At 47.0% G+C, this 22,553-nt stretch carries 19 protein-coding genes and 1 pseudogene; 16 read left to right on the top strand and 4 right to left on the bottom strand.

Going from position 1 to position 22,553, the window contains the following annotated elements:
* Positions 1-498: 498 nt before the first annotated feature.
* Both C3B52_RS19145 and C3B52_RS19140 read right to left on the bottom strand, forming a co-directional pair.
* Positions 499-2,598: pseudogene (locus C3B52_RS19145) on the bottom strand (M56 family metallopeptidase); the annotation flags it as partial.
* A 96-nt stretch (positions 2,599-2,694) separates the two neighbouring features.
* Entirely contained in the window at positions 2,695-3,078 is a 384-nt protein-coding gene (locus C3B52_RS19140; protein WP_103107989.1) for a BlaI/MecI/CopY family transcriptional regulator, read from the bottom strand.
* 227 nt (positions 3,079-3,305) lie between these two features.
* Here C3B52_RS19140 and C3B52_RS19135 point away from each other — a divergent pair, with 227 nt between their 5' ends.
* Positions 3,306-3,665 carry a hypothetical protein gene (locus C3B52_RS19135; RefSeq protein WP_103107988.1) on the top strand — a complete coding sequence of 120 codons (360 nt, stop codon included), beginning with the start codon at positions 3,306-3,308 and terminating at the stop codon, positions 3,663-3,665.
* A 19-nt stretch (positions 3,666-3,684) separates the two neighbouring features.
* Positions 3,685-4,605 carry a hypothetical protein gene (locus tag C3B52_RS19130; protein WP_103107987.1) on the top strand — a complete coding sequence of 307 codons (921 nt, stop codon included), beginning with the start codon at positions 3,685-3,687 and terminating at the stop codon, positions 4,603-4,605.
* An 89-nt stretch (positions 4,606-4,694) separates the two neighbouring features.
* Here C3B52_RS19130 and C3B52_RS19125 read toward each other — a convergent pair whose 3' ends face one another.
* On the bottom strand, positions 4,695-5,906 hold the full coding sequence (locus C3B52_RS19125; protein WP_103107986.1) for a GDSL-type esterase/lipase family protein: 1,212 nt from the start codon (positions 5,904-5,906) through the stop codon (positions 4,695-4,697).
* A 483-nt stretch (positions 5,907-6,389) separates the two neighbouring features.
* On the opposite strand from C3B52_RS19125, the gene C3B52_RS19115 reads away from it, so the two are divergent.
* From C3B52_RS19115 to C3B52_RS19055, 13 genes are all read left to right on the top strand, one after another.
* Entirely contained in the window at positions 6,390-7,358 is a 969-nt protein-coding gene (locus C3B52_RS19115; protein ID WP_103107985.1) for an LLM class oxidoreductase, read from the top strand.
* Positions 7,359-7,505: 147 nt separating this feature from the next.
* Entirely contained in the window at positions 7,506-8,459 is a 954-nt protein-coding gene (locus tag C3B52_RS19110; RefSeq protein ID WP_103107984.1) for an NADP-dependent oxidoreductase, read from the top strand.
* 78 nt (positions 8,460-8,537) lie between these two features.
* On the top strand, positions 8,538-9,116 hold the full coding sequence (locus C3B52_RS19105; protein ID WP_103107983.1) for a DUF4256 domain-containing protein: 579 nt from the start codon (positions 8,538-8,540) through the stop codon (positions 9,114-9,116).
* Between the two features lie 338 nt (positions 9,117-9,454).
* A complete protein-coding gene (locus C3B52_RS19100; protein ID WP_201264913.1) occupies positions 9,455-10,633 on the top strand; it encodes a hypothetical protein in 1,179 nt (392 codons plus the stop codon).
* A gap of 194 nt (positions 10,634-10,827) precedes the next feature.
* The gene (locus C3B52_RS19095) at positions 10,828-12,783 is read left to right on the top strand and encodes an elongation factor G (protein WP_103107982.1); all 1,956 of its coding nucleotides are present in this window, start codon (positions 10,828-10,830) and stop codon (positions 12,781-12,783) included.
* An 84-nt stretch (positions 12,784-12,867) separates the two neighbouring features.
* Complete coding sequence (locus tag C3B52_RS19090) at positions 12,868-13,575, top strand: DNA alkylation repair protein (RefSeq protein WP_103107981.1); 708 nt, start codon at positions 12,868-12,870, stop codon at positions 13,573-13,575.
* A gap of 375 nt (positions 13,576-13,950) precedes the next feature.
* Positions 13,951-14,538, top strand: coding sequence for a helix-turn-helix domain-containing protein (locus C3B52_RS19085; RefSeq protein WP_103107980.1), 588 nt, complete (start codon positions 13,951-13,953; stop codon positions 14,536-14,538).
* A 384-nt stretch (positions 14,539-14,922) separates the two neighbouring features.
* Complete coding sequence (locus C3B52_RS19080; RefSeq protein WP_103107979.1) at positions 14,923-16,473, top strand: Na+/H+ antiporter NhaC family protein; 1,551 nt, start codon at positions 14,923-14,925, stop codon at positions 16,471-16,473.
* Positions 16,474-16,510: 37 nt separating this feature from the next.
* The gene (locus C3B52_RS19075) at positions 16,511-17,935 is read left to right on the top strand and encodes an amidohydrolase family protein (protein WP_103107978.1); all 1,425 of its coding nucleotides are present in this window, start codon (positions 16,511-16,513) and stop codon (positions 17,933-17,935) included.
* A 21-nt stretch (positions 17,936-17,956) separates the two neighbouring features.
* Entirely contained in the window at positions 17,957-18,295 is a 339-nt protein-coding gene (locus C3B52_RS19070) for a hypothetical protein (RefSeq protein ID WP_103107977.1), read from the top strand.
* A 229-nt stretch (positions 18,296-18,524) separates the two neighbouring features.
* Positions 18,525-19,733: a helix-turn-helix domain-containing protein gene (locus C3B52_RS19065; RefSeq protein WP_103107976.1), complete on the top strand. Its 1,209-nt coding sequence runs from the start codon at positions 18,525-18,527 to the stop codon at positions 19,731-19,733.
* 41 nt (positions 19,734-19,774) lie between these two features.
* Positions 19,775-20,797 (top strand): ABC transporter substrate-binding protein, encoded by a 1,023-nt coding sequence (locus C3B52_RS19060; RefSeq protein ID WP_103107975.1) that lies wholly within the window; start codon positions 19,775-19,777, stop codon positions 20,795-20,797.
* Positions 20,794-21,609: an alpha/beta hydrolase gene (locus C3B52_RS19055; RefSeq protein ID WP_103107974.1), complete on the top strand. Its 816-nt coding sequence runs from the start codon at positions 20,794-20,796 to the stop codon at positions 21,607-21,609. The genes C3B52_RS19060 and C3B52_RS19055 overlap by 4 nt, the downstream gene beginning before the upstream one ends.
* Here the strand turns inward: C3B52_RS19055 and C3B52_RS37820 are convergent.
* Positions 21,602-21,727: a hypothetical protein gene (locus tag C3B52_RS37820; protein WP_268811893.1), complete on the bottom strand. Its 126-nt coding sequence runs from the start codon at positions 21,725-21,727 to the stop codon at positions 21,602-21,604. The two genes, C3B52_RS19055 and C3B52_RS37820, sit on opposite strands and share 8 nt — an antisense overlap.
* Positions 21,728-21,848: 121 nt before the next feature.
* On the opposite strand from C3B52_RS37820, the gene C3B52_RS19050 reads away from it, so the two are divergent.
* Complete coding sequence (locus C3B52_RS19050) at positions 21,849-22,553, top strand: ABC transporter ATP-binding protein (RefSeq protein WP_103107973.1); 705 nt, start codon at positions 21,849-21,851, stop codon at positions 22,551-22,553.

The following is a 22,553-nucleotide window of genomic DNA, read 5'->3' as shown; positions in this document are numbered from 1 at the left end:
GCATTTCCTTTCCTCCCATATCTTGTTGTCTCGACAACTCCAAGATACAGGATAGAGGTGTTCAGGTGGTCAATTTTTTTATGAGCGTTATACCACTAGGTGGTCAAGAATTAGATTAGCATTCACATATGGACGTTAAATCAGGTACAGGAATGCTCTTATAATTTTTTTTTTTACTTTGAGCAAATGTCATTCCTAGTTTTGCTGTACTCCCTGTCACCTCGTCACATGTGGAGAGTGTAGCGTTGTTGGAAAGAAGTGAGACAGGTATCTAAGTGCGTTATAAATAAGGATGTTTTTCTATGGGACAGTTTGTTTTTAGAAGTTATACAGAAGTTGCTATCAGCAACAGCAAGCCCAGCCCAATTAAAAGAACCCGAGCAATTGTCCTATCAATAACTCGGGTTTATAAGCTTCTTTGCAATTTTTTGCTGGCCCCATTCATTACACTAGAACAAAAGGGAATTGTACAAAAGATCCATACCATTCCCTTTTGCCTTATTTCAATTGGTTGATATCTACCTGTTTTGCTTTCATCAATTCAGCAACAATCTCTTGCTGCTGCGGAATCTCTTCTAAAAACGTTACCTCGTAGCCCATATCGTTCTCTACCCAAAAATAACTGATCTGGTCAGCCTCATCTGCCGAGCTATATCGCCCATCTTGTTTATATTTTTCTGTTTTGAATACTTCTTTCCCCGCTATTTGCAAAGGAGTCGTTTTCACGTTGTTATAATCGGGTCTGAGGATCTCGTAACTATATGTACCCGTCTTCTTCATTTCTTGATAGATGCTGGTGTCTTTCATTTGATCAAAATAGAAGCTTTCTTTCCATTTTCCTGGCTTATTGGTTCTTTCATATGTTACTAAGAACGATTTAGATATACGTTCCGTATCCCTGTAGTAAAACTCGGCTTTGGCCGATTTAAATGTCCCGAGCAGTTCCATGGGAAGCTTTGGAGCAAATCCGAGTGTATCTTGAACGGCGCGCAAGTCTTCTGTGTCATAGACGGATGATTTGCCATGTGCTTTGGCAACATCGTTTTTGTATCGTTTCAACATGTCCTTGTCGGGGAATTTCATAGAGGAAATCACGTCTATCGCTTCTTGAGAATTATCCCAATCCCCGAGCTTATAACGAAGGCCTTGTTCCTCCCAGTAATAGTTAGTCAGCGAGTCTGATACCCGGGTTAGCTTTAAGATGTTCCTTCCCATTAGATTCAGGGTTTCTTTCTGGATTCCTGAAGACTGTTGATTATCCCACAATGCATCGCCAAAATCAGCTTCAGCAGGAGTAATCACTAGATTATATAAACTGTGGCTATTTCCTATATATCTATTGAATTTGATATCCGCCTTGGATAACTTTTTATCTTCTAGATATAGAGTAACAGAATCAAAACGTAACTCTGAAAAATTAGGTACTTTAAACGGAATAGGAGATACCTTTATCGCTTTTTCCAAATCCCCATAAGTACGATAGGAGGAATCGAAGAGAATGTGTTCGTCTCCTGTCTGGACAACGTTTGCGGAACTGCTTGTCGGACCAGGTGTGGCGGCGTTGGTTAACGTCGCGACCCCTAGACTTGCCACACAGACAATCGCCAGTGTCGAAAATCTATATGATCCCTTTCTAAATGCTTTAATCATAGTAATTCTCCTCGTCACTTCATTTTTGTTCGTCGTTCCCCAAAAATACAGCAGCTGGGGCTGATCCGATTTGGTCGAAAACCGCTTCAGGAAATTAATCATTGTCAAGCCATAAGGAGTTGCTTCATGTTCTCCGAGAATCTCCAGGACGTAGGCATCACACGCGATCTCCCTGGACGCTTTCATTCTTTTCATACATATCCACACGATCGGGTTCATCCAGTGTATTATCAAGACAAAACTGCTGAGCGTATTCCACCACATGTCTTTTCTTTTATAATGGGCGAGTTCATGTGACAAAATATGCAGCAGCTGAGAAGCGGGCAATTCTTTCGCGACCGCTTCCGGTATAAAGATCCACGGATGAATCAATCCAGAAATAAACGGGCTCTTTGCATAGTCGCCTGTGTAAAGCGAGATTGGTTTTTTTATACCGAATTTCCTTTGACCCTCATCCATGACAGACAAAATCCGCGGGTCTGTTACCGGAGTAAGCGTTCTGCGTCGCTTTCTCATCCGAAATAGGTAGGAAAACAAGTAGGTAATGAACGCTACCACTCCGGCCAACCAGATCGCCGATACGATTTGTACACCGAGCGCATATCGAGCTTGCGAGGAATGGAGTGTTTGTTTTTCGTCCCACAGCACAGTTGTTTCAGGTTGCGCATGATTTTTTTCAGGCGTCATGCTATGATCATTTTGTGGTATTTTATTCTCTTGGCTGTTTCGAGAGATATCATGTGAGGGGCTGTATCCTTCAACATGAATCATCGAAACAGCATTTTTTATATGTGTGGCAACATTAAATATGCTTGCGGGGCTGCTTGGGAAATCAGGCAAAAGCAGCCTGACTAACACAATCAGCCACAGCGCATGCTGAAGGCGGGCACTCAGATGACGGTGAAACAATCTTTGAATAACCATCACAAGCAGGGCAACTGCACTCGCCGCTAGCGTAGAATAGAAAAATCATAAAAAAACGTTACACAGGATCTCCATGTTTTTCCCTCACCGATGGACTCTGGCAATTTGCAGCCTCTGTCGTTATCGTTTTTCTCCCTTTTTTTCTTCCAGTACCTTCTGTAGTTGCTCAATTTCCTTTTCGGACCAATCGCCATCTTCCAAGAAGTTAGTTACCATTAGCTTTGCCGCGCCGCCAAATACCCTGTTTACAAAGGATTTGCTTTCCGCTTTGACACAATCTTCTTCGGAAACGGCCGGGAAGTACAGATAGCTTCTACCCGCCCTCTCGAATCTGATTGCTTTCTTTTTCACAAGCCTGTTCAGAAAGGTGCGCACCGTCTGATCGCTCCACTCGATTTCAGGCGGTAGCTGAGCTGCGATTTCTTCAGCGGTTTTCGGATATTGCTTCCAAATGACCTTCATTATTTCCCACTCGGATTCGGATATTCTCGGAATAGTGGACATATTCTTCACCTCCTATTGCTATAAAATTTAAATTTACAAATGTAAATTTAATGTGCAACTTGGATTTTACAAATGTAATATTAATTTGTCAAGGATGTCAGCGTCCGTTATTTTCGCCGATCATACTGAAATTGAACACTCCAAACAAAATGTTCAGAATACTAGCGGGTAAAAAGCTCAAATAGATCTGGGGCTATTTTGCACAGTAAAAGCGGGGAGTGAAGTGTATGTTTTGGAAACTGAACAAAAAGGAACTGGAACTTGAGCCTGTACCCGATCTCTCGACGAACATCTATACCGTATCTGAAGAAGACTTATCGCCAGGCTTCGAAGAGGTTTATGTTCCTTTACTTACGATTACGCTTGATGGAGAAGATGTACTTGTCTTTGCCAGGTTTATTGACGGAACAACAATGCTCTCACTTGAGGAGGCATCCGATGAAGTAATCCAGTATGTGGAGAAGAAATATGCTCAGGAGCGATTAGCCTACCGTCGTATATTTTGTGATAGTCTATCATCAGAAGAAGAGCAAGCACTGGATCGCATCGAGCAGCAGCTGCAGCGGTGGATTCTTAAGAAGGATTGACTGGGGCAGGAGGAGCCGAATGAAGAAAAAAAGGAGAAACTGGCAGCCAGAGGCATGGATGGTGGATCAAGTATTTCAGCGTGATCCGTTCTCTAAACGCTTGCTAGAGGCCAGTAAAGCAAGCATGGTGTTTGCGATTTTCCTTTATGCTGTGCTGCTGGTGATTGAACTGCTGGGTTTTATAGGATCGTGGAATTTCAACGCTTTTTTGGAGATTCAGTTTGCTACATTATTGATTTGCCTTGGTGTTTTTAGTTTGAGTGTTATTCTCGGTTTTCGGCGTTGTAAAAAGCGTGCCCTGGAACCAGAACAAATGCGTTTTGAGGGTGGGGTACTGAGATTTCGACTCGGGGGAAAAGACGTAGAGCTGACGAAAAGCAGTATTTTGGGAGTGAACCAGCACTATTTCCGAAACCGCCACGGGAATATCCTTAGGTGGTTAGCAGTATACGATGTTCAAACTTCTGAGGGAGTCTACCGAATTGATTTGACATGCTACGAGAGAGACAACGGTGCAGGAAATTGGCTGGTGCACTGTAATGGGATACGTAATATGGAAAAGGTTCGCGAGTGGGAGGCAGCTAAGCAAGCGTTTCTTGCCTCGGATCGGGTGGCTTTCGGTACGAAGCTGGAGCGCATTATTTTTGAGCAGCAGCCACCCGCGATCATGCTGGGAAAAAAACAGCTCGATTTATCGGCAGTCAGCCGTATTGTTGTTGACCCAACAGTTAGCGGGCAAGGTTCATCCAATATGTATATTTCATTTATGCAGCATAACGATAAAGGAAAGTCAATCGCATCCTTGTCCTGTCGCGTAGTTGCAGACGAATGGGACTCGTTTCTACAGCATTTGTTTGCGATTGCGAAACGCGTCAATATACCGGTGGAGTTGAGGACAGAGGAACGGCGGGATGTGTCTCAAGCTCCATCCTGGTGGTGATTTGGAGAGATCCTCTCTTGGATAAACAGCCCCTATCCTAGATAAAAAGGTGGGGGCTGTTTGACGCTTGCCAACTAACGGTTATTTCCCTACTTTACAAGCCCCTTCAAGTAGTCGAGGAGCAGCGGATAGAAATTCGGCTTGAAGTGAACGCCGTTGTCTGCGTAATGGATATTGTTAGCGGCGAAGAGAGGTGACAAGTCAACGTAATCGGCTTTGACCTCATCGGCCAACTGTTCAAGCGATTGGTTGAAGTCCGTAATGTTCGTATACAGCGGCTCTTGCTTCAGGGCTTTCTCGGCGACTGGCGGGATGGACAGGATGTGGAGCTTGGCCTTCGGGAGCTTGCTCCGGATGCTGCCGATCAGCTGGCGATAGCGCTCGACGAATTCCTGCTTGTCCGACAACCGAATGTCATTGCTGCCCAGCAGAATGAATACATGCTCCGGGGCCTGGCTGGCGAGTTTCTCGACGTTCATGAGGGCGAGAGCCAGCGTCGCGCCGCTCGGGGCGATGACATTCGCCGAATCCAGTTTATTCAGATAGGACAACGCCCCCAGGATGGAGTCCCCCAGGAAAACACTGTGTCTGAAAGCTGCTTTGTAGGCTTCGTTCGGATCGGTGAGCACCGGACCGCGCGGCTGATGGGCCAAATCCGTCGACTCCTTCAAATAGCCGAGCAGGATTGGGTAGAATGAGTTCGTGAAATGAGAGCCGTCTTCATCGTATTGAATCTTGTGCTGCTGGAAAATAGGGGCAAGGTCGATGTAGTCTACTCCCTTCTCCTTCGCCATCTTCTGCAGGGCTGTGTTGAAGGCTTCAATCTGTGGGTTCATGAACGCACCGACCGGCGATGCGGCATCTACCGGCGTAATCGACAGCACGTAGACGCGCACCGACGGCAGCAGTTCCCTTATACGATCGACCAACTGGGTATATTGCTGTACGAACGTCTTTTCTTTGTCCGGCTGTTCACCGAGATCGTTCTGCCCCATTGACAGGAACACATGTGACGGCTTGCGGCTCGCGATCTCTTCGACGTTGTCCAGCGTAGATTGGACCGTTGCGCCCAATCCCCCCATAACATTCGCTTCAGGCAGCAGGTCATCGTTAGTCAGCCCTCCGATAATGGAGTCGCCAACGAACAAGCTGCTGCCGAACAATTCCTGATCGCTGCCTGCAGGCGCCTGCGTCGTAGCGAGCTGAGTCTGACTGTTGTCGTTGGCCGCACCACAGGCTACGAGGGTCGATAGTATCGCCCCTGACAGAAAAATGCTTACCCATCGTTGTACCATTTTCATACCAATTAACCCCTTCTTACAAGATACCCGTAGCATAGAATAGCAAAATCAATTTCGAGTGCAGACGAGATCAATATCGGTTGAAAATGTAACAAGTAGGGTCTCTACGCAGGTTGGGTACTTTTTGGTGCCTATGCTACTAAAAAGTACGTACTTCCTATTTTGGTATGAATTCGACATAATAGCACTCAGATACATCATATAAGCTATCGGATCTACCGCGATCCTAATGCCAAGTAACTTGAGAAAAGCAAAACCTAGTTCTGTTAGCCAAGTGAAAATTATCACAAATGCGTTTGTTGCTTGTATCTGCCATTACTACACTTGGCTATGGTGGTACATTTGTAACCTTTACTTTCCAGGGTGGGGCCAATCCTAAGGAATAGTTATTAACCCTTAATGAGCAACGGCAGACGAAGCGAATTCCAGGCATCGTGTCTGCTGTTAGTTTCTAACTGATATCAAATTTAGGAGAGAGTGCTGATGCGTATTTTTGAGCGTCATTATGGATACCAACGCATGTTTAAAGAAGGAAAGATGACCTTGGGATTACATCTTCCTTTGGAGGCTTTCGAAAGGAATCAACCAACGATGGAGAGGCAGGTTGAATTAGTACAAGCTGCTGAGAACCATGGCTTTACGGGGATCTGGCTGCGGGATGTGCTTCTGCAAGACCCTGCCTTCGGAGATCCAGCAACAGGCCAGATTTATGACATGATGATTTACTTGACCTACTTGGCTACGCAAACGAAAAAAATTGCGTTTGGTACCTCCAGCATCGTCCTTCCGCTGCGGCATCCATTGCGAGTGGCAAAAGAAGCGGCGACGATCGAAAATTTGTTTCCACAGCGCTTGATGATGGGTATTTCCTCAGGTGACAGACGAGCAGATTTTAGTGGGTTGGGTGTCCCGCATGAGAAAAGCGCGGAGCTATTCAAGGAAGGGTATGAATTCCTGCAAAAGGTGATTGAAGAGCATTTTCCGAAAATCCATTTCCCAATCGGGACCATCGACGGTGCAAATCTAGTGCCGAAGCCAACTGCTCCAATTCCGACGTTTATCACGGGATTTAGTAAGCAAACAATGGATTGGTTCGCACAAAACGGAGATGGATGGATTTATTATCCACAAGATCCATACAGTCAGGCACAAGCCATCCAACAATGGCGTGACCTCGTCCAGCAATATCAGCCAGGGGTGTTCAAACCGTTTATTCAACCCCTTCATTTGGATCTAGCAGAAAATCCAAATGAATCAGCCACGCCTATTCGCCTAGGGTATCGAGTAGGTAGAAATATTCTTTTGGAGCTCTTGGCATTGTATCAAGATGTGGGTGTCAATCATTTGTTTTTTGCACTATTCCCAAGTAAGCGTCCCATTGACGATGTAATACAGGAGCTTGGGCAGGAAGTTCTAAGATATTTTCCGGCACACATCGATGGCGAAGAATGATTACGATTATAGCTAATGATGAGGGGTAGCAGAAGAGTATGGGCATGCAAATAGGTAGGGAAGCCTAGAATGGTTAAAACAGGAAGTACCCCTGAATGTGGTGAATGAATAGATAGATTTTCTCTGCAGGTAGAAGGAGGTTGTGCCATGAATGGAATTGGGATTCGTCGATATGGAGGTATAGAGGAATTAACAGAAATTCGCATCCCTACAAAGAAGCTGGGGCCAGATGATTTGCTCGTGTCGATAAAAGCGAGTGGGGTAAACCCGGTGGATTGGAAGGTGAGGGAAGGACTGCTTCAAGCAGATTTCCCCTTTGAATTGCCTCTTGTTCTAGGCTGGGATGCAGCAGGAAAAGTATCAGCTGTCGGAGAGAGTGTAAAACACTTTCAGATCGGGGATGATGTCTTCTTTCGACCAGAACTCGTGAGAGAAGGGACGTATGCGGATGAAATCGTGGTGCACGCAAACCTCGTTGCTCCCATGCCAGATGGATTGACCTATGCAGAAGCAGCGTCACTCCCGTTGGTTGGACTCACGGTGTGGCAGGCGTTGGTTGAAGTGGGACAGGTACAAACAGGGGAAAAGGTTCTGATTTTAGGGGGGAGCGGTGGAATCGGGTCCATGGCCATTCAGGTCGCGAAAGCGTTAGGTGCCCATGTAACCACAACGACAAGCTCCAAAAATATGGATTATGTCAGAGAGTTAGGGGCTGATGAGGTTCTGGCCTACGATAAAGGGACAATTCATACGACAACAAAGTTTTCTTTCATGCTGGACACGCTTGGAGGCGAGTCTTACGGGGAAGCATTGAAATTAATGGAACGGAAAGGAAAAGTGGCAACGATTATCAGCGAGCGTGATGCAAAGAGGCCTGCTTACGTTGACACTTTGGAAAAAGAAATGGGCTTGTCCGTAATGTATGTGTTTACACGTCCAGACGGAAAAAACATGAACCATATTCGAAACCTGGTGGAAGCGAGAAAAGTAAGGCCATTTTTAACAGAAATGTACCCATTAACTGTCGAGGGTGTCCGAAAAGCTCATTCATCCAGTCAAACAGGAAGAGTTCGAGGGAAGATTGTGCTAGTCAATAACTGATTTTTTTAATGACAGTGAAAGTAGATTAACAGATTGCATCATATGGCTTTATTTTCATACTCGAAGGGAGAAAATAACATGACACATAGTGATAGCAACCATGTAAAGGAATTATTGCCGGAACAACGCGAAGCACTACTCCAGACATTAAAAGCTCGTTTTGAGAAAAACATGAATCGCCATCAAGGACTTGAATGGGCAAGCATACAAGAAAGGCTCGAAGCTCATACCGAAAACCTGTGGTCGCTCCATGAAATGGAGAGAACTGGCGGTGAGCCAGATGTTGTTGATTATGACAATCAGACAGACGAATACATTTTTTACGATTGTTCAGCGGAAAGTCCTAAAGGGCGCAGAAGTGTTTGTTACGACCGTGAAGCGCTGGAGTCAAGGAAGGAGCATAAGCCACAAAATAATGCGATTGAAATGGCAGCGGCTATGGGCATTGAGCTTTTAACAGAGGAACAATACCGGGAGCTACAAAAACTTGGACATTTCGATTTGAAGTCTTCGAGCTGGGTGAAAACGCCCGATAGTATTCGAAAACTTGGCGGGGCCATCTTTTGCGATCGTCGATACGACACTGTCTTCATGTACCACAACGGAGCTGAATCCTACTATGCCGCAAGAGGGTTCCGCGGCTCGCTAAGGGTCTAAATTTTATGTGGGGAGTAGTGGGACTGCCATATCGGTAGTTTTCTATTTTTCTCAACCCACATATATAAAGTGATGCTCACAGTCCTCTCTTTAAAAAAGAGAGGCTTTTTTGTGTACCTAGGATCAATGGCGTCGCCTCTCCCTCTTGTGGGTAAAGATTTGCAGGTTAATTCCTTTTGATGAGGAAAGCTTTATTTCTAAGGAGAGCCACATCGCTCCTTTTCTAGTGAGCGTTTTTTGTTCAACAAAATAATTTAAAAAACGAAAAGAGGATGCAGCTAATGGCTTGTAAAAATAAGTGTCAAGAACAATCTCTAAGTTAAAGGGGCTCAGAGCCAATGGAACAAGGAAAATGCATGTTAAACGATGAAGCCATTTCAGAGTTTCTGAAATCGTTTTTTGATAACGAGAATTTATGGGAAAAGCTGAGGGCAGAAGCACGTACTCAAGCCGTTACATGGCGCTGGGCGACCGAATCGATGGCCTTTGAAATGCCCTTCGCCCGTGAGCTGTATGGCGGCTCCAATCCACGATGGATTGCCGATGACCGTGCCAACCCGAAATCGCACGTCCGACATGGCTTGGATGCAGAAGGCCGCATCGTGATTGAGTGCGGTCCCGGCACACAGGAAACGGTCTGGCTGCACGAGGTGGATTGGCGTACAGGTGTGCAGTGGTACATTCACAACGATGACGTGAGCATCGGATCGGTAACACAATATTGCTATCAGGATGGGCGACTGGCAGCCAATCACTTGCACATGGGCTACCGTGGATCGGATACGCTCATGGAGTACGAGGATGGCCGATTGCTACGCAGTTTCAGCCGTCACTGGCAGGAAGAGGATGAGCCGTGGTACAGCCAATACGTCTTCAGCTACAATGCACAGGACCAGTTGGAACGGATTGTTTTGCAACACACCGACGATCAGGGTCAACCGACGGGTCAGGAACGGCTCATCTATTTGCGCCTGCCCAAGGGGGAATCGCTTACAACCGTCGAGGCCAGGGTGAAATCGCTGTTGCTACAGGCCATTGAAACCTCACTAGTTAATATTCCACAGGATGAGAAGCTCTACTGCCTGCTTCTGTGCTATACCCATGAGGATCTGGGCGCCGCGTGGCCGCCGTTCCTGGTCTGGGGCCGGGAATCCTATCGGCAATCGGTTGTCGAGCGGGATGAGGACGTGCCCTACTACTTGTGGGCGCCGGATGAAATCCGAGACGTGCAGGGCGAAGATCACGAATATTGGTTCGATGACCAGGAGCTGCGGGAAGCTTGCCTGCTTCATGTCCAACTGATGGACATGAAGCAAAGCAACACATCGGCGATGCGTGTTCTGAAACAACTGGCGCCAGAGGTTCTCCGAATGGCAAAGAAGGCAGGACTGCCAATGACCGACGATTTCATCGTGACCTTTGTTGACAATACCGGTGAGGTGGACCCGCTGAAGGCGATGAAGTCAGGCCTCGACGCTGAGCACTGGAGGTTGCTGAAGCAGCACGGCTACGTGTGAGCGTCCGGACTGATAGGGATGCGTGGTACAAGCCGAGCATAATGATAGTAAACACGATTACGGAAAGCCGCTTTGACACTTTGACAGTATCTAGTTCTACGTCTACACGGCTTGCCCGCCCTAGTCCCACTTCCACCTATTATGTTTTAATTAAGGAAGAAATTTTAGTTCGAGCATGACGGAAGAGGGATAACATGAAGCGTCTAACGATTGGCTTGTTTGCTCATGTGGATGCGGGCAAGACGACTTTTGCAGAACAGCTCTTATACCATACGAACAGCATCCGGTCGCGGGGCAGGGTGGATCATCAAGATGCCTTTCTGGACAGCCACGACATCGAACGGGCAAGGGGAATTACCGTATTCGCCGATCAGGCGGTTATGAACTATAAAGGCGACGTTTATTATTTGATCGACACGCCAGGTCACGTCGATTTTTCCTCCGAGATGGAGCGGGCGATGGGGGTAATGGACTACGCGATCGTGATTGTCAGTGCGGTAGAAGGCGTTCAAGGTCATACTGAAACAGTCTGGCAGCTGCTGCGCAAGCATCGGATTCCAACGTTCTTTTTTATCAACAAAACGGATCGAACTGGCGCGGATGCAAACAGAACGATGGAGGAGATTCGTCGTCAGTTGACCGGAGATGTCTGTTCCATCACGGAAAGCTTCGCGGGCGGTATCATCGGTGAGGAGTTACGGGAAATGCTGGCGGAGCGAGACGAGTCTTTGCTGGAAGCCTTTCTGGAGGGGATGGATGACCCCATTTTTTGGCTAGGTGCCTTGCAGGAAAATATACGAGAGGGTCGTCTCTTCCCTTGCGCCTATGGCTCGGCACTACAGGATGAGGGCGTAGCTGAATTCCTGGATCAGCTGCACTTGTTGACAACGGCGTCTTATGAGGAAACCGCTCCGTTCGGGGGCCGGATTTATAAAATTCGGTACGCCGCAAACGGTCTGAGACAAACGTTCATCAAAGCGTTGAGCGGTACGCTAAAGGTCCGGGATTTGCTTAGGTATGAGAGCGGCGAGAATCGATACGAGGAGAAAATTACTCAAATCTTATCGGTTAACGGCAGCAAAACGCAGTCGGTTGAACAAGTGGCAGCGGGCGATCTGTTTGCAGTCGTCGGCTTGTCTGAGGCAGAGGCTGGACAAGGCGTGGGGCAATACGCAGATAAGTTTGCTTACGAGACCGAGCCGACGCTACAGTCGAAGGTACAATTCGACAGTTCCCTTCACGTACAGCAGGTGCTCGGTGCATTTCGCATTTTGAACGCAGAAGACCCATCTCTGAACCTGGTTTGGGAAGAGAATCTGCAGGAAATTCACATCCGTGTCATGGGGCTGATCCAGTTAGAAGTGCTGGAGCAGATCGTGCAGGAGCGCTTCGGTTTCGCTGTTTCTTTCGGCCAACCGGAAATCTTGTATAAAGAAACGATACGGTCTGCTGTGACGGGATATGGACACTTCGAACCACTCAGGCATTATGCGGAGGTGCACCTTTTGCTTGAACCGGGGGATCGAGGCAGCGGGATTCACTTCGCTAGCGTATGTCATCCTGATGATCTAAGCTATAACTATCAGAATCTGGTCGGGTCTCATCTCTACGAGCGCGAGCATCACGGGCTGCTGACAGGCATGCCGATTACCGATATGAAGATTACGCTGGTAAAAGGTGCTGCGCATAAGGAACATACTCATGGGGGCGACTTCCGTGAGGCTGCCTTCCGCGCGCTGCGACAAGGGCTGGAAAAAGCGGATAACATCCTGTTGGAGCCGTACTATGACTTTAAAATCAAAGTAGGGATCGAGCAGATCGGGAGGGTGCTGTCTGATATTCAGCGCTTCGCAGGCACGTTTGAGCCGCCGCAGACATCGGATACCCATGCGGTCATTACGGGAAGGGTGCCCGTGTCGACATTCATGAACTACAGCACCGAGTTCGCTTCCTTTACACATGGACGAGGCAGCATCCGCTGTGTGTTTGGCGGCTACGATCTTTGCCATAATGCGGAGGAAGTGATTGAGAGGAAAGGCTACAACAAGGATGCAGATCCGCTCTATACCTCCTCTTCGATCTTCTGTGCCAAAGGAGCCGGCTACTCGGTGCCGTGGGACGAGGCAGAAGCTAAGATGCATCTTTTATAAGTCGAACCGGAGTTCAGCTTTTTAGAGCAGCCTAGTAGTGTCCGATTCGAGTAAAACCGCCAAAAAAGAAGGGAGTATGAAACCATGAACGTAGAAACGGTTTTGCAGGAGCTTGAAGCTCTGGGCAAGGAACGAACAAAGAAAATATACGTATCTAATGGTGCCCATGAGCCGCTTTTTGGGGTAGCGACTGGCCAGATGAAACCGATCGCGAAGAAGATAAAAATTAATCAACCGTTGGCTGAGCAGCTTTACGCCACAGGGAATTACGACGCCATGTACTTTGCCGGCATCATTGCAGACCCAAAAGCAATGACGGAGGCGGATTTTGAGCGTTGGATAGATGCAGCTTATTTTTACATGCTGTCCGATTATGTGGTTGCCGTAACCTTGGCAGAAACAGATATTGCTCAGGAGGTTGCCGATAAATGGATCGCCAGTGGCGAAGAGCTGAGAATGTCAGGGGGCTGGAGCTGTTACTGCTGGCTTTTGGGGAATCGCCAGGATAATGAATTTTCGGAAAGCAAAATTGCTGGTATGCTTGAGACGGTAAAAAATACGATTCACGAAGCTCCTGAGCGAGCGAAATACGCGATGAATCAATTTATGTACACCGTGGCGGTATCCTATACGCCGTTACATGATAAGGCGGTCGAGACCGCAGAGGCCGTAGGTCCGGTAGAGGTCATGCAAGGCAATGGAAAAAGCAAGTTTCTGAGCGCTTCTGAAAATATTCAAAAGGCAGTAGATAAAAACCAGCTTGGCTTCAAACGCAAATATGTAAGGTGTTAAACGATGATTGATAGATACGAAGTCTAAGCGCCATCATAGGCAGCTAAGAATATGGAGTGCTCGAACCCGTCTGGGTCAGCACTCTTTTTTACGGAAAGCAGGTATCACTCGTCAGACAGATGGATTTGTATGGATAAAGCCCAGGCTGTCGAGTGGCATTCTGGCTCTCCATTTACGAGGAGCATTATTTTTACCGTAATGCTATCGTCACTTAACAAATGGTATACTGATTGATATAAACCTAAATACATATGTGAAGTGGTTATGCGGATTAGGCTGCTGATCAGCGGATGGACAAGGTTATCTGTAGTGGTTTGCGGTCTGCTACTTTGCCTTGTGAAAAATTGGTAACCTAATTAGGAGGAAATAAATGGAATGAATGACATACATCAGTTTGCACTCCCGATTGGTGTCATCGGAGAGAGAATTCGTTCAAAAAGAAAAGAGTCGAATTTGACAGTGGATGAGGTGGCAGAAAAAATCGGGTTAAGCCAGAGTATGGTTTCCCAGATGGAAAGAGGAAAAGCCAAGCCTTCCCTGGATACGTTGTGGAAATTAAGCATCATTTTCGATGTATCCCTTTCTTATTTTTTTGAGGGAATCAAAAAAAACTCTGTTTTCTTCTCCAAACGGGAAGAGCAAGAGATTCTGACGATGAGGCATCCGAATGTTAAATATCGAGTGCTGGCTCCACTAACGGGTACAAAGCTTGAGTTTTTTGAAATTACCGTTAGCCCTGATCGCGGGGAAGAAGTCCCGCTGCTGCCCCACCAAGGGGAGGAAGGCGGTATCGTTTTGCAAGGAGAAATAGAGGTTACGATCGGCGATGAAAAATATGTCTTGAAGCAAGGCGACAGTATTTATTTCGACAGCACCAAGCCCCATTCATTTCGGAATCCCGGAAAAGATCCCGCAGTTGCCATCTGGACGGGAACGCCGTGGGGACCAGTAGATGAAAGCTGATGTGCGATATGGCCGAGCATGAACAAAAAATCGGTATGTGCCCCTCGTGGTGATGAGGAAAGTCTGTCTGAATGGATAGGCTTACGTTGTCGGCTACGAGGGTTTTTTGTTGCAGTGAAGCAGACAGATACCTAGGCCGGAATCGTAATTGTACGGCAAGACTCGCTCAAATTGGGAAAAGTATCGATGTAATTAGCTGAATAAAAAGAATATAAATATAGATTATAAAAAATTAATTATATTTATTTTTATCTTGAATTACACAATGAAATTGCTATTATATTAAATGTAATTAATTTTTCGACAACGAAAGGAGCCGCATCTCCGAAAGAGAGAACAACTTTTTCGTAGGAAGATCAAACGATCATAAGGGAGGTTAACTAAATGGAGTACGGTATTCTGTCGCTCATACCACCGCTAGTAGCCATTGTCTTTGCTCTGAAAACGAAGCAGACCTTATTGTCCTTATTTGCAGGTGTTTGGGTGGGCGCTACGATCCTCCATGCGTGGAATCCGATTGAAGGGCTCATCCGAGTCATTTCCGACTTCGTGGTCCCATCTGTCAGTGATAAGGGAAACGCATCGCTGCTCATTCTCGTTTGCCTTGCCGGGGGATTTATCTACAGCTTGAAAGTTTCGGGAGCAGCCGAATCGTTTGCCAGGATCATTACCAAAAAAATTAACACAAAGAAAAAAGCTCAACTGATGACGTGGGCATGCGCGTTTTTGTTTTCCTATACAGAACCCATTCTGATTTTGGGAACAGTGATGCGGCCCATCACAGACAAGGTAAAAGTCGCAAGGGTAAAGCTGGCATACATTCTTCATTCGATGGGCGGACCGCTTGCTTCCTTTTCTCCCATCAGCAGCTATGGACCCTTTATCATAGGGTTGATTGCTCCCCAGCTTGTCGCTCTCCAGTTAAGCGACAATCCATGGTCGGTTTACCTTGATATGCTCGCTTTTAATTTGTACGGATTGTTTGCGATGCTTACGGTTTCCTTTGTTGTGCTCACCGGTTTTGATATTGGCGGAATGTACAAAGCCCAAAAAAGGGCTGATGAGACTGGGGAATTAATTGGAGAAAATGATATCCCGATGGTCTCAGAAAAAGAGGAAAATCCGCTGCCTCCCGACTATCGTCCCAGCTTGTGGAATTTCCTCGTTCCTATGTGTCTTCTTTTTGTCGGCATTTTCTTTGTTATTTTTTGGACGGGCGAGGTTGGTAAGAACGGATTTGTAGGCGCTTTCTTGAATGGAGACATTGTTACTGCTATTTCCATCGGTTTTTTGGCAGGAGCTGTTGGGGCGTCCACGATGGCGATAGTGACTCGTCTGCGAACCTTTCAGCAATCTGTAGATGATTGGGTAAAAGGGGTCAAACAGATGATGAATGTCCCCCTGATCCTGGTCATGGTATGGTCGATCGGCTCTGTCACTAGCAAAATGGGTGTGGGTGTATATATTACCCAGCTTATTGATGGATTTTTACCTGTCAGTATCGTTCCAGCCTGCATTTTTGTGATTGGAGCTCTCATTTCGTTTGCGACCGGAAGCTCGTGGGGAGTTTGGGCCATTCTCATGCCGATTGCCATTCCGATGGCACACAGCCTTGATTTGTCGCTTCCGTTAGTTATCGGTGCGGTGATCAGCAGCGGCCTGTTTGGAAACCACTGCTCGCCAATTGCGGATACCACCGTCATGACCGCAACGGCAGCCGCATGCGACAACATCGAGCACGTCCGTACGCAATTGCCTTATGCGCTCATTATTGCAGCGACAACAGTCTGCGGATTTTTGATCGGAGGAATGACAGGCCAAGCCATTCCGAGTCTGTTCGGACAGGCTGTTTTAATCGTCATTGTATTCTGGATCTTGAACAAAAAAGTGAGAAGGAAGGCAAGTGTAAAGCAAAGCGTTGGAACGATAGTGTAAGACGGAATGGAACGAAATTAAAAGGAGGTTTTTTTACATGCTGGATATTATCATTTACAACGGTACCGTGATTACGATGGAAGGGGAAGGCGTAGGTGCCATTCAAAATGGTGCTGTTGGGATCAAAGGCAATCTCATTGAAGTCGTGGGAGAAACGTCAGAAGTAGTAAAAAACTACAAAGCCCACCGCTATGTAGATGCGTATCACAAAGTCGTCATGCCGGGACTCATCGATGCCCATACCCATTCTGGAATCGCCTTACTGAGAGGTTTGTCTCAAGATACGGACAATTGGATGGAAAAAGGGTTATGGCCCTTCCACAAAGTGCTGACACCAGAAGATCGGGTAGCAGGTTCCTTGGTCAACATCATCGAAGGGCTTAAAGCGGGAACGACCACCTTTTGCGACTATGACGAACCGATGCGCGAGATTGTAAAAAATCATGCCATGATTGGAACAAGAGCAAGGGTCTGCGATATGGTGAACGAGCTTCCAGATGACCTGAGCGATGTGAAAGTGGGAGAGCTGTACACATTCGACCCGGCGATCGGACAACGAAAGCTGAAGGAAAATATTGCACTCATCGAGGAATGGCACGGAAGGGAGAATGGGCGCATCACTTGCTTATTGGGTCCCCAGGGGCCAGATATGATGTCAAAAGAGCTCCTGCTCGAAATAAAAGAGCTGGCTAACAAATATGATACAAACATTCATATGCATGTGGCTCAGGGAGATCGGGAAATCAATCAAATGGTAAAACGGTATGGAAAGAGGAGCATTCCTTTCCTAGAAGAGCTTCAGTATCTGGATGAGCGTCTCATGGCTGTGCACCTCACAGAGGCCACGCGCGAGGAAACTCATGTACTTGGGCGCTCCGGTGCCGCAATGATCCTGTGTTCAGGCAGCATCGGGATTATCGACGGGATCGTTCCACCTGCAGCCGAGTTTTTGGAGGTAAGCAATCGATTGGCACTTGGATCAGATCAGGCGCCAGGCAACAATTGCAACAATATGTTTAATGAAATGAAATTTACAGCAATATTAAACAAATGCAAATCGAAGGACCCGCGTGTTTTCCCATCGTGGAAGGTCTTGCGCATGGCTACAATCGATTCTGCAAAAGCGATCGGTTTGGAGCATGAGATCGGTTCTTTGCGTAAAGGCAAAAAGGCGGACATCATCATTGTTGATTTCGACAGCCCCAACCTTGTTCCGATCATCCAGGAGCCGATTCGCAATATCATTCCGAATCTTATCTATTCTGCAAAAGGAAGCGAAGTAGAGACAGTGATTATTGACGGAAAGTTCGTCATGGAGAATCGCGTGGTTTTAACAGTCAATGAAAAGCAAGCGGTGAGAAAAGCGCATGAAGCGGCAGCAGAGCTGGCGGAAAGAGCGAAAGACTCGTTTCATAAAATGGACACGCCGATCGCCAACATGATGAAGGACGGATATTTATAAGGAACGGATAAAGAGGATGCCATGCTACTATCCGGTGTAATTTTGATTGTTGCCTTTTTGCTGGCGAATTCAGTATTTGCCTTTCAGGTGAAGTACATGGGGGATGGCTTTTCGGATATTGTAAAGTACCAGCTGTATGTACTGCCTGTCTTTTTTATCGTCAACCTTTTACTCGGTGTGGGATTTAAAATCGGATACAAATATTTAAACAATATGACTGTTGTTATGGCTGTCGGAAAAGGAATAGAAATTGCGACCTTGCTCGTCGTTTCCTATTTGTTTTTTGCAGAAGTACCTTCCCTGAAGGCTATGTTGGGATTAGGATTTGTTGTGGTAGGGCTGACGCTGGTGAAAATGTAGAAAAGAAGTACACACGGCTTGCGGAGTGAGCCGAGAAAAATATGAATCAACTGTAAGAAGAGGGGTGGTCACTAAGTTGACTGCCCCTTTTGCTTGTCCGCCGCGCATTACTGTCCAAGGTTGTCATAATCAGAGCAATGGACTAATGTAGTATTTATAATAATGATTATCAATATCAGAGAGTAGTAACTTGGTAGCTACGATCGAAACGTACAGGAGGTGGGGATGTATGACCAAAAAAGAGCAGAGCCAAAACGAAGCGCACGGCACCACTACTCGCATGTCACTGGATGAGGTTCGTACGTACATGGCTGGCCATTTCGCTAAAGCCATGTCAATCCATGATCTGGCGCAGTTGACCGGACTCAGTCCAAACTATTTCGGAGAAGCGTTCAAGAAAGCATATGGGCACAGTGTCATGGATTATTTGACGGAGATGCGCATTGGGCACGCCAAGAAGCTGCTTCGCGATTCGGATCTGTATATGCATGAGGTCGCGCGCAAGGTCGGCTACACCGATGAGTTTTATTTCAGCAGAAAGTTCAAGAAGGCAGTGGGCATCTCTCCTTCTGCATACAGCAGGGCTGCCCGCAAGCGGGTAGCCGTCACATCCTCGGCAGACATCGGAAATCTGCTTGCGCTTGGCGTCGTCCCGGTGGCAGCTCCACTTGATCCCAAATGGAGCCCCTATTATCACTATTACTACCGGGACAGGATCAAGGTGCGCGTAGGCTCTTCCGGACCCGACATGGACAGGGAGGAAGAAAGCTTCAGGCAGCTGATTGCCGCAAAGCCTGACTTTCTGATTGTAAAGCATGATCACGATGACCGTATTCGTGATCGTTTTATGACCTCGGGGATCGAATGCGTCAGAATGGTAGCGACGAAGTGGCCAGAGCAATTGCGACGAATAGCGGAGGTACTAGACAAGCAAGAGTTTTGTGAGCATTGGATTGACGCTTATGAGTCCAGAGTTGTTCAAGCTAGGGAGAGTATAAGCCACGCTGTCGGAGATGATCTGTTTGTCACGCTGCGTATCTCAGGCGAGCAAATCTTTCTCTACAGCAACAGAGGAATTCGCGACGTGCTGTATCGGGATCTGGCACTGCAGACGATTCCCGAGCTCACGAAACGATGCAATGAATCAATCACGCTCGAACAGTTGCTGCACATTAATCCTGACCGGATGCTCATGTTGATTTGCCCGGATGCGGATACACGAAAGTTCTGGCTTTCCTTGCAGTATCACACACAGTGGAGAGGGCTGAATGCCATCAAGAGTGGGCAGATGTATGTCATCCCCTCCAATCCGTGGTTCGAATATTCGGCGATTGCGGTCAATCGGATACTTGAAGAAACGTCACTGATGCTAACAGGGAAAAATCCAGCCCCCTCCCCTGTTCCTGTCCATGGAGTTACACGGGGGATGCCTTTATAATTCCTTTGTGTGAGAATGGTTATCACTAGAGGGGGCATTTTATGATAAACAAGGTTAACCAGCGGCGGCGAAATACTCGCAAGTTGCTCGTCGTGTCTTCGGTCCTGGTGCTGGTATCAGGACTGCTTGCCGCATGCAGCACGAATACAGCCAACGTGCAAGGCGCCAAACAGGAGGCAGCAGCACCGACCAAGTCGACAGATGCGGCCAAGAATACGGAAGAAAAAGCGAGCGTCTACCCACTGACGATAAAGGACGAGCTTGGTCATGACGTGACGCTTCCATCCAAGCCAGCTAAAATCCTTGCCCCGATCATGGAGGATTCCCTGGTTACGCTGGGGATCAAGCCGACGATGCAATGGTCCAACGGCGTAAGCCCGCAAGAATATTTGCAGGATCAGCTCGGCAGTGTGCCGCAGATTAGCTTTGCTGGCGGGCTGCCTTCTTTTGAGGCGGTTCTGGATTCGCAGCCGGAGCTCATTATTTTGCACAATTCGTATGCATCCGAGAGTGGTGCGTATGAAAAATATGCGAAGATCGCTCCGACGTATGTATTCAAGAGCGCAACAACTGATTTGAACAGCTCACTTCGTACTCTAGGAAAACTGCTTGATGAGTCGGACAAGGCAGAGCAGGCGATAAAAAACTATGCCGACAGGGCTGCAAGTGCAAGGGCAATGCTGGAAGGGAAAATAAAGGGGAAAAAAGCAGCGATCATTCGTTTTAATGCAAAAGGCATGTTTTTCATGAATAGCAATTATTTCAGCGGCTATGTGCTGAAGCATGATTTGGGCTTCGAGCAAAGCGACATAGTGAAAGACGGGGCTCTGGAGGTTTCCTTTGAAATTTTGCCTGAGCTGGATGCTGATTATATTTTTCTCGTCAACGATGGCAATCAGGGAGATCGCTATTTCAATGAGCTGCGTGAAAGTGAAGTGTGGAAGAATGTTCCCGCAGTGAAAAACGGTCACGTATTTGAAACGTCAAAGGACTATTGGCTGAGCGGCGGCTTTATTGCACACGGAAAAGTGATTGACGATGTGGTGAGGTTCCTTCAGCCATGAGCAAAATAACAGAAAGACCTCATATCCCGCAGCATTGCTTTGAATATCAGATGACATCGAGCAAGAATCTGGATTATCGGATTTTGATTGCCACGCCAACAGAAGAACCGGCGCCAAACGGATACGCAGTCATTTATGCATTGGACGGTGATGCGCTATTTCAGACTCTTGCCGAGGCAGTCAAGCTGCAGACACGCAAGCCAAAGGGCTATGACCCCATTTTGGTGGTTGGGATTGGTTATCCATCAAAAGAGCCATTTGATATGGAGCGTCGTTGCCGCGACTTTACGATGCAGGTCGACCGAGCAGCGCTTCCCGAGCGACCGGGTGGCAGGCCGTGGCCGCCAACTGGAGAGGCAGATCAGTTTCTTGATTTTCTCGAGTTAGAATTAATGCCCACCATCGCCAAGGAATTGCCAATTGATCCCGCCCGGCAATTAATTGTAGGACATTCCCTTGGGGGATTGCTTACGCTGCATGCCTTGTTCACGAGACCGCATCTGTTCACACATTATGCTTCTGGTAGCCCTTCCGTCTGGTGGGGTAATAACGAGGTGCTAAAGGAGCTGGAACAGTTTAAAGCACACTGGCAAGGTGAGGAGCAGCGTCATCTCTTGCTGACCATTGGCGCAGAGGAACTTGAGGATATGCTGAAAGGTGCCGAAGAGGTCGCCGAGGCTCTGAGTCCGCTCGTAGACAAAGGGCTGCATCTGGAGTGGATAAAATTTACGGGAGAAGATCATGTGAGCGTTCTTCCCGCTACACTCAGCCGTCTGCCCCGATTTTTATGGTCAAATAAAGGTATCACCTAACTGTAGCATAAGGATCGGCGGTCATTTTCTTCTGATAGTCGATCCTTTTTGGTGTTTTTAGAAGTAGATATTGACCAAACTCGGTCTGGAGACCGATTCCAAAATACATCGTCTGCACGATTCAACCGCTCCTGTTTGGTATATAATGGAATTTAGGGACAAGTGCGACAATATCCGCATTTTTACAGACTCGGGTGCCACATCGGAACCATAAAATACGATTCGAGGAGACGTAATCATTGAAAAAGTTAATCGAATTCAAAAATGTAACGAAGGAATACAAAATAGGAGAAGTGCCAATCAAAGCTCTGAACGGTGTAGATTTTTCCATCTCGGAGGGAGAATTCGTCGTTATTTTGGGGGCAAGTGGTGCTGGTAAAAGTACGATTTTGAACATACTTGGCGGGATGGATACGGCTACCTCAGGTCAAGTTTTTGTGGGTGATCAAGAAATTACGCGATTGAGCGAAAAAAAATTAACCCAATATCGCGGTGAGAAGATTGGCTTTGTATTTCAATTCTATAACTTAATTCCGAATTTAAACGCGCTGGAAAATGTGGAATTTGCCACTGAAGTATGCAAAAACCATCTGGATGCGAAAGATATTTTACATAAAGTAGGACTCTCGGATCGGATCAAAAACTTCCCTTCTCAGCTCTCTGGTGGAGAACAGCAAAGAGTTGCGATAGCCAGAGCGGTAGCCAAAAACCCTTTGCTTTTACTTTGCGATGAACCAACCGGAGCTTTGGATTATGTGACGGGTAAGTCCGTCTTAAAGCTTCTTCAAGATTTGAACAAGGAAACGAAAAAATGCGTCGTTTTGGTCACACATAATTCTGCGATTGCACCTATGGCTGATAAAGTGATTAAGGTGAAAAGCGGAAGGATCGATAGCATTACGATAAATACGGAAAAACAAAGCGTTGAAGGGATCGAGTGGTGA

It is taken from the genome of Brevibacillus reuszeri, assembly GCF_002897295.1.
Lineage (GTDB): Bacteria > Bacillota > Bacilli > Brevibacillales > Brevibacillaceae > Brevibacillus > Brevibacillus reuszeri_A.
The sequence above is the reverse complement of the archived record's forward strand: the minus strand, read 5'-3'. Positions and strand labels throughout refer to the sequence as shown.

What these genes read in the sequence shown, in the direction of transcription:
- C3B52_RS19105 (WP_103107983.1), top strand. Translation starts at nt 8,538, where the DNA reads ATGACACATAGTGATAGCAACCATGTAAAGGAATTATTGCCGGAACAA.
- C3B52_RS19060 (WP_103107975.1), top strand. Translation starts at nt 19,775, where the DNA reads ATGATAAACAAGGTTAACCAGCGGCGGCGAAATACTCGCAAGTTGCTC.
- C3B52_RS19115 (WP_103107985.1), top strand. Translation starts at nt 6,390, where the DNA reads ATGCGTATTTTTGAGCGTCATTATGGATACCAACGCATGTTTAAAGAA.
- C3B52_RS19080 (WP_103107979.1), top strand. Translation starts at nt 14,923, where the DNA reads ATGGAGTACGGTATTCTGTCGCTCATACCACCGCTAGTAGCCATTGTC.
- C3B52_RS19075 (WP_103107978.1), top strand. Translation starts at nt 16,511, where the DNA reads ATGCTGGATATTATCATTTACAACGGTACCGTGATTACGATGGAAGGG.
- C3B52_RS19125 (WP_103107986.1), bottom strand. Translation starts at nt 5,906, where the DNA reads ATGAAAATGGTACAACGATGGGTAAGCATTTTTCTGTCAGGGGCGATA.
- C3B52_RS19110 (WP_103107984.1), top strand. Translation starts at nt 7,506, where the DNA reads ATGAATGGAATTGGGATTCGTCGATATGGAGGTATAGAGGAATTAACA.
- C3B52_RS19135 (WP_103107988.1), top strand. Translation starts at nt 3,306, where the DNA reads ATGTTTTGGAAACTGAACAAAAAGGAACTGGAACTTGAGCCTGTACCC.
- C3B52_RS19140 (WP_103107989.1), bottom strand. Translation starts at nt 3,078, where the DNA reads ATGTCCACTATTCCGAGAATATCCGAATCCGAGTGGGAAATAATGAAG.
- C3B52_RS19055 (WP_103107974.1), top strand. Translation starts at nt 20,794, where the DNA reads ATGAGCAAAATAACAGAAAGACCTCATATCCCGCAGCATTGCTTTGAA.
- C3B52_RS19085 (WP_103107980.1), top strand. Translation starts at nt 13,951, where the DNA reads ATGAATGACATACATCAGTTTGCACTCCCGATTGGTGTCATCGGAGAG.
- C3B52_RS19090 (WP_103107981.1), top strand. Translation starts at nt 12,868, where the DNA reads ATGAACGTAGAAACGGTTTTGCAGGAGCTTGAAGCTCTGGGCAAGGAA.
- C3B52_RS19065 (WP_103107976.1), top strand. Translation starts at nt 18,525, where the DNA reads ATGACCAAAAAAGAGCAGAGCCAAAACGAAGCGCACGGCACCACTACT.
- C3B52_RS19100 (WP_201264913.1), top strand. Translation starts at nt 9,455, where the DNA reads ATGGAACAAGGAAAATGCATGTTAAACGATGAAGCCATTTCAGAGTTT.
- C3B52_RS19095 (WP_103107982.1), top strand. Translation starts at nt 10,828, where the DNA reads ATGAAGCGTCTAACGATTGGCTTGTTTGCTCATGTGGATGCGGGCAAG.
- C3B52_RS19130 (WP_103107987.1), top strand. Translation starts at nt 3,685, where the DNA reads ATGAAGAAAAAAAGGAGAAACTGGCAGCCAGAGGCATGGATGGTGGAT.
- C3B52_RS19070 (WP_103107977.1), top strand. Translation starts at nt 17,957, where the DNA reads ATGCTACTATCCGGTGTAATTTTGATTGTTGCCTTTTTGCTGGCGAAT.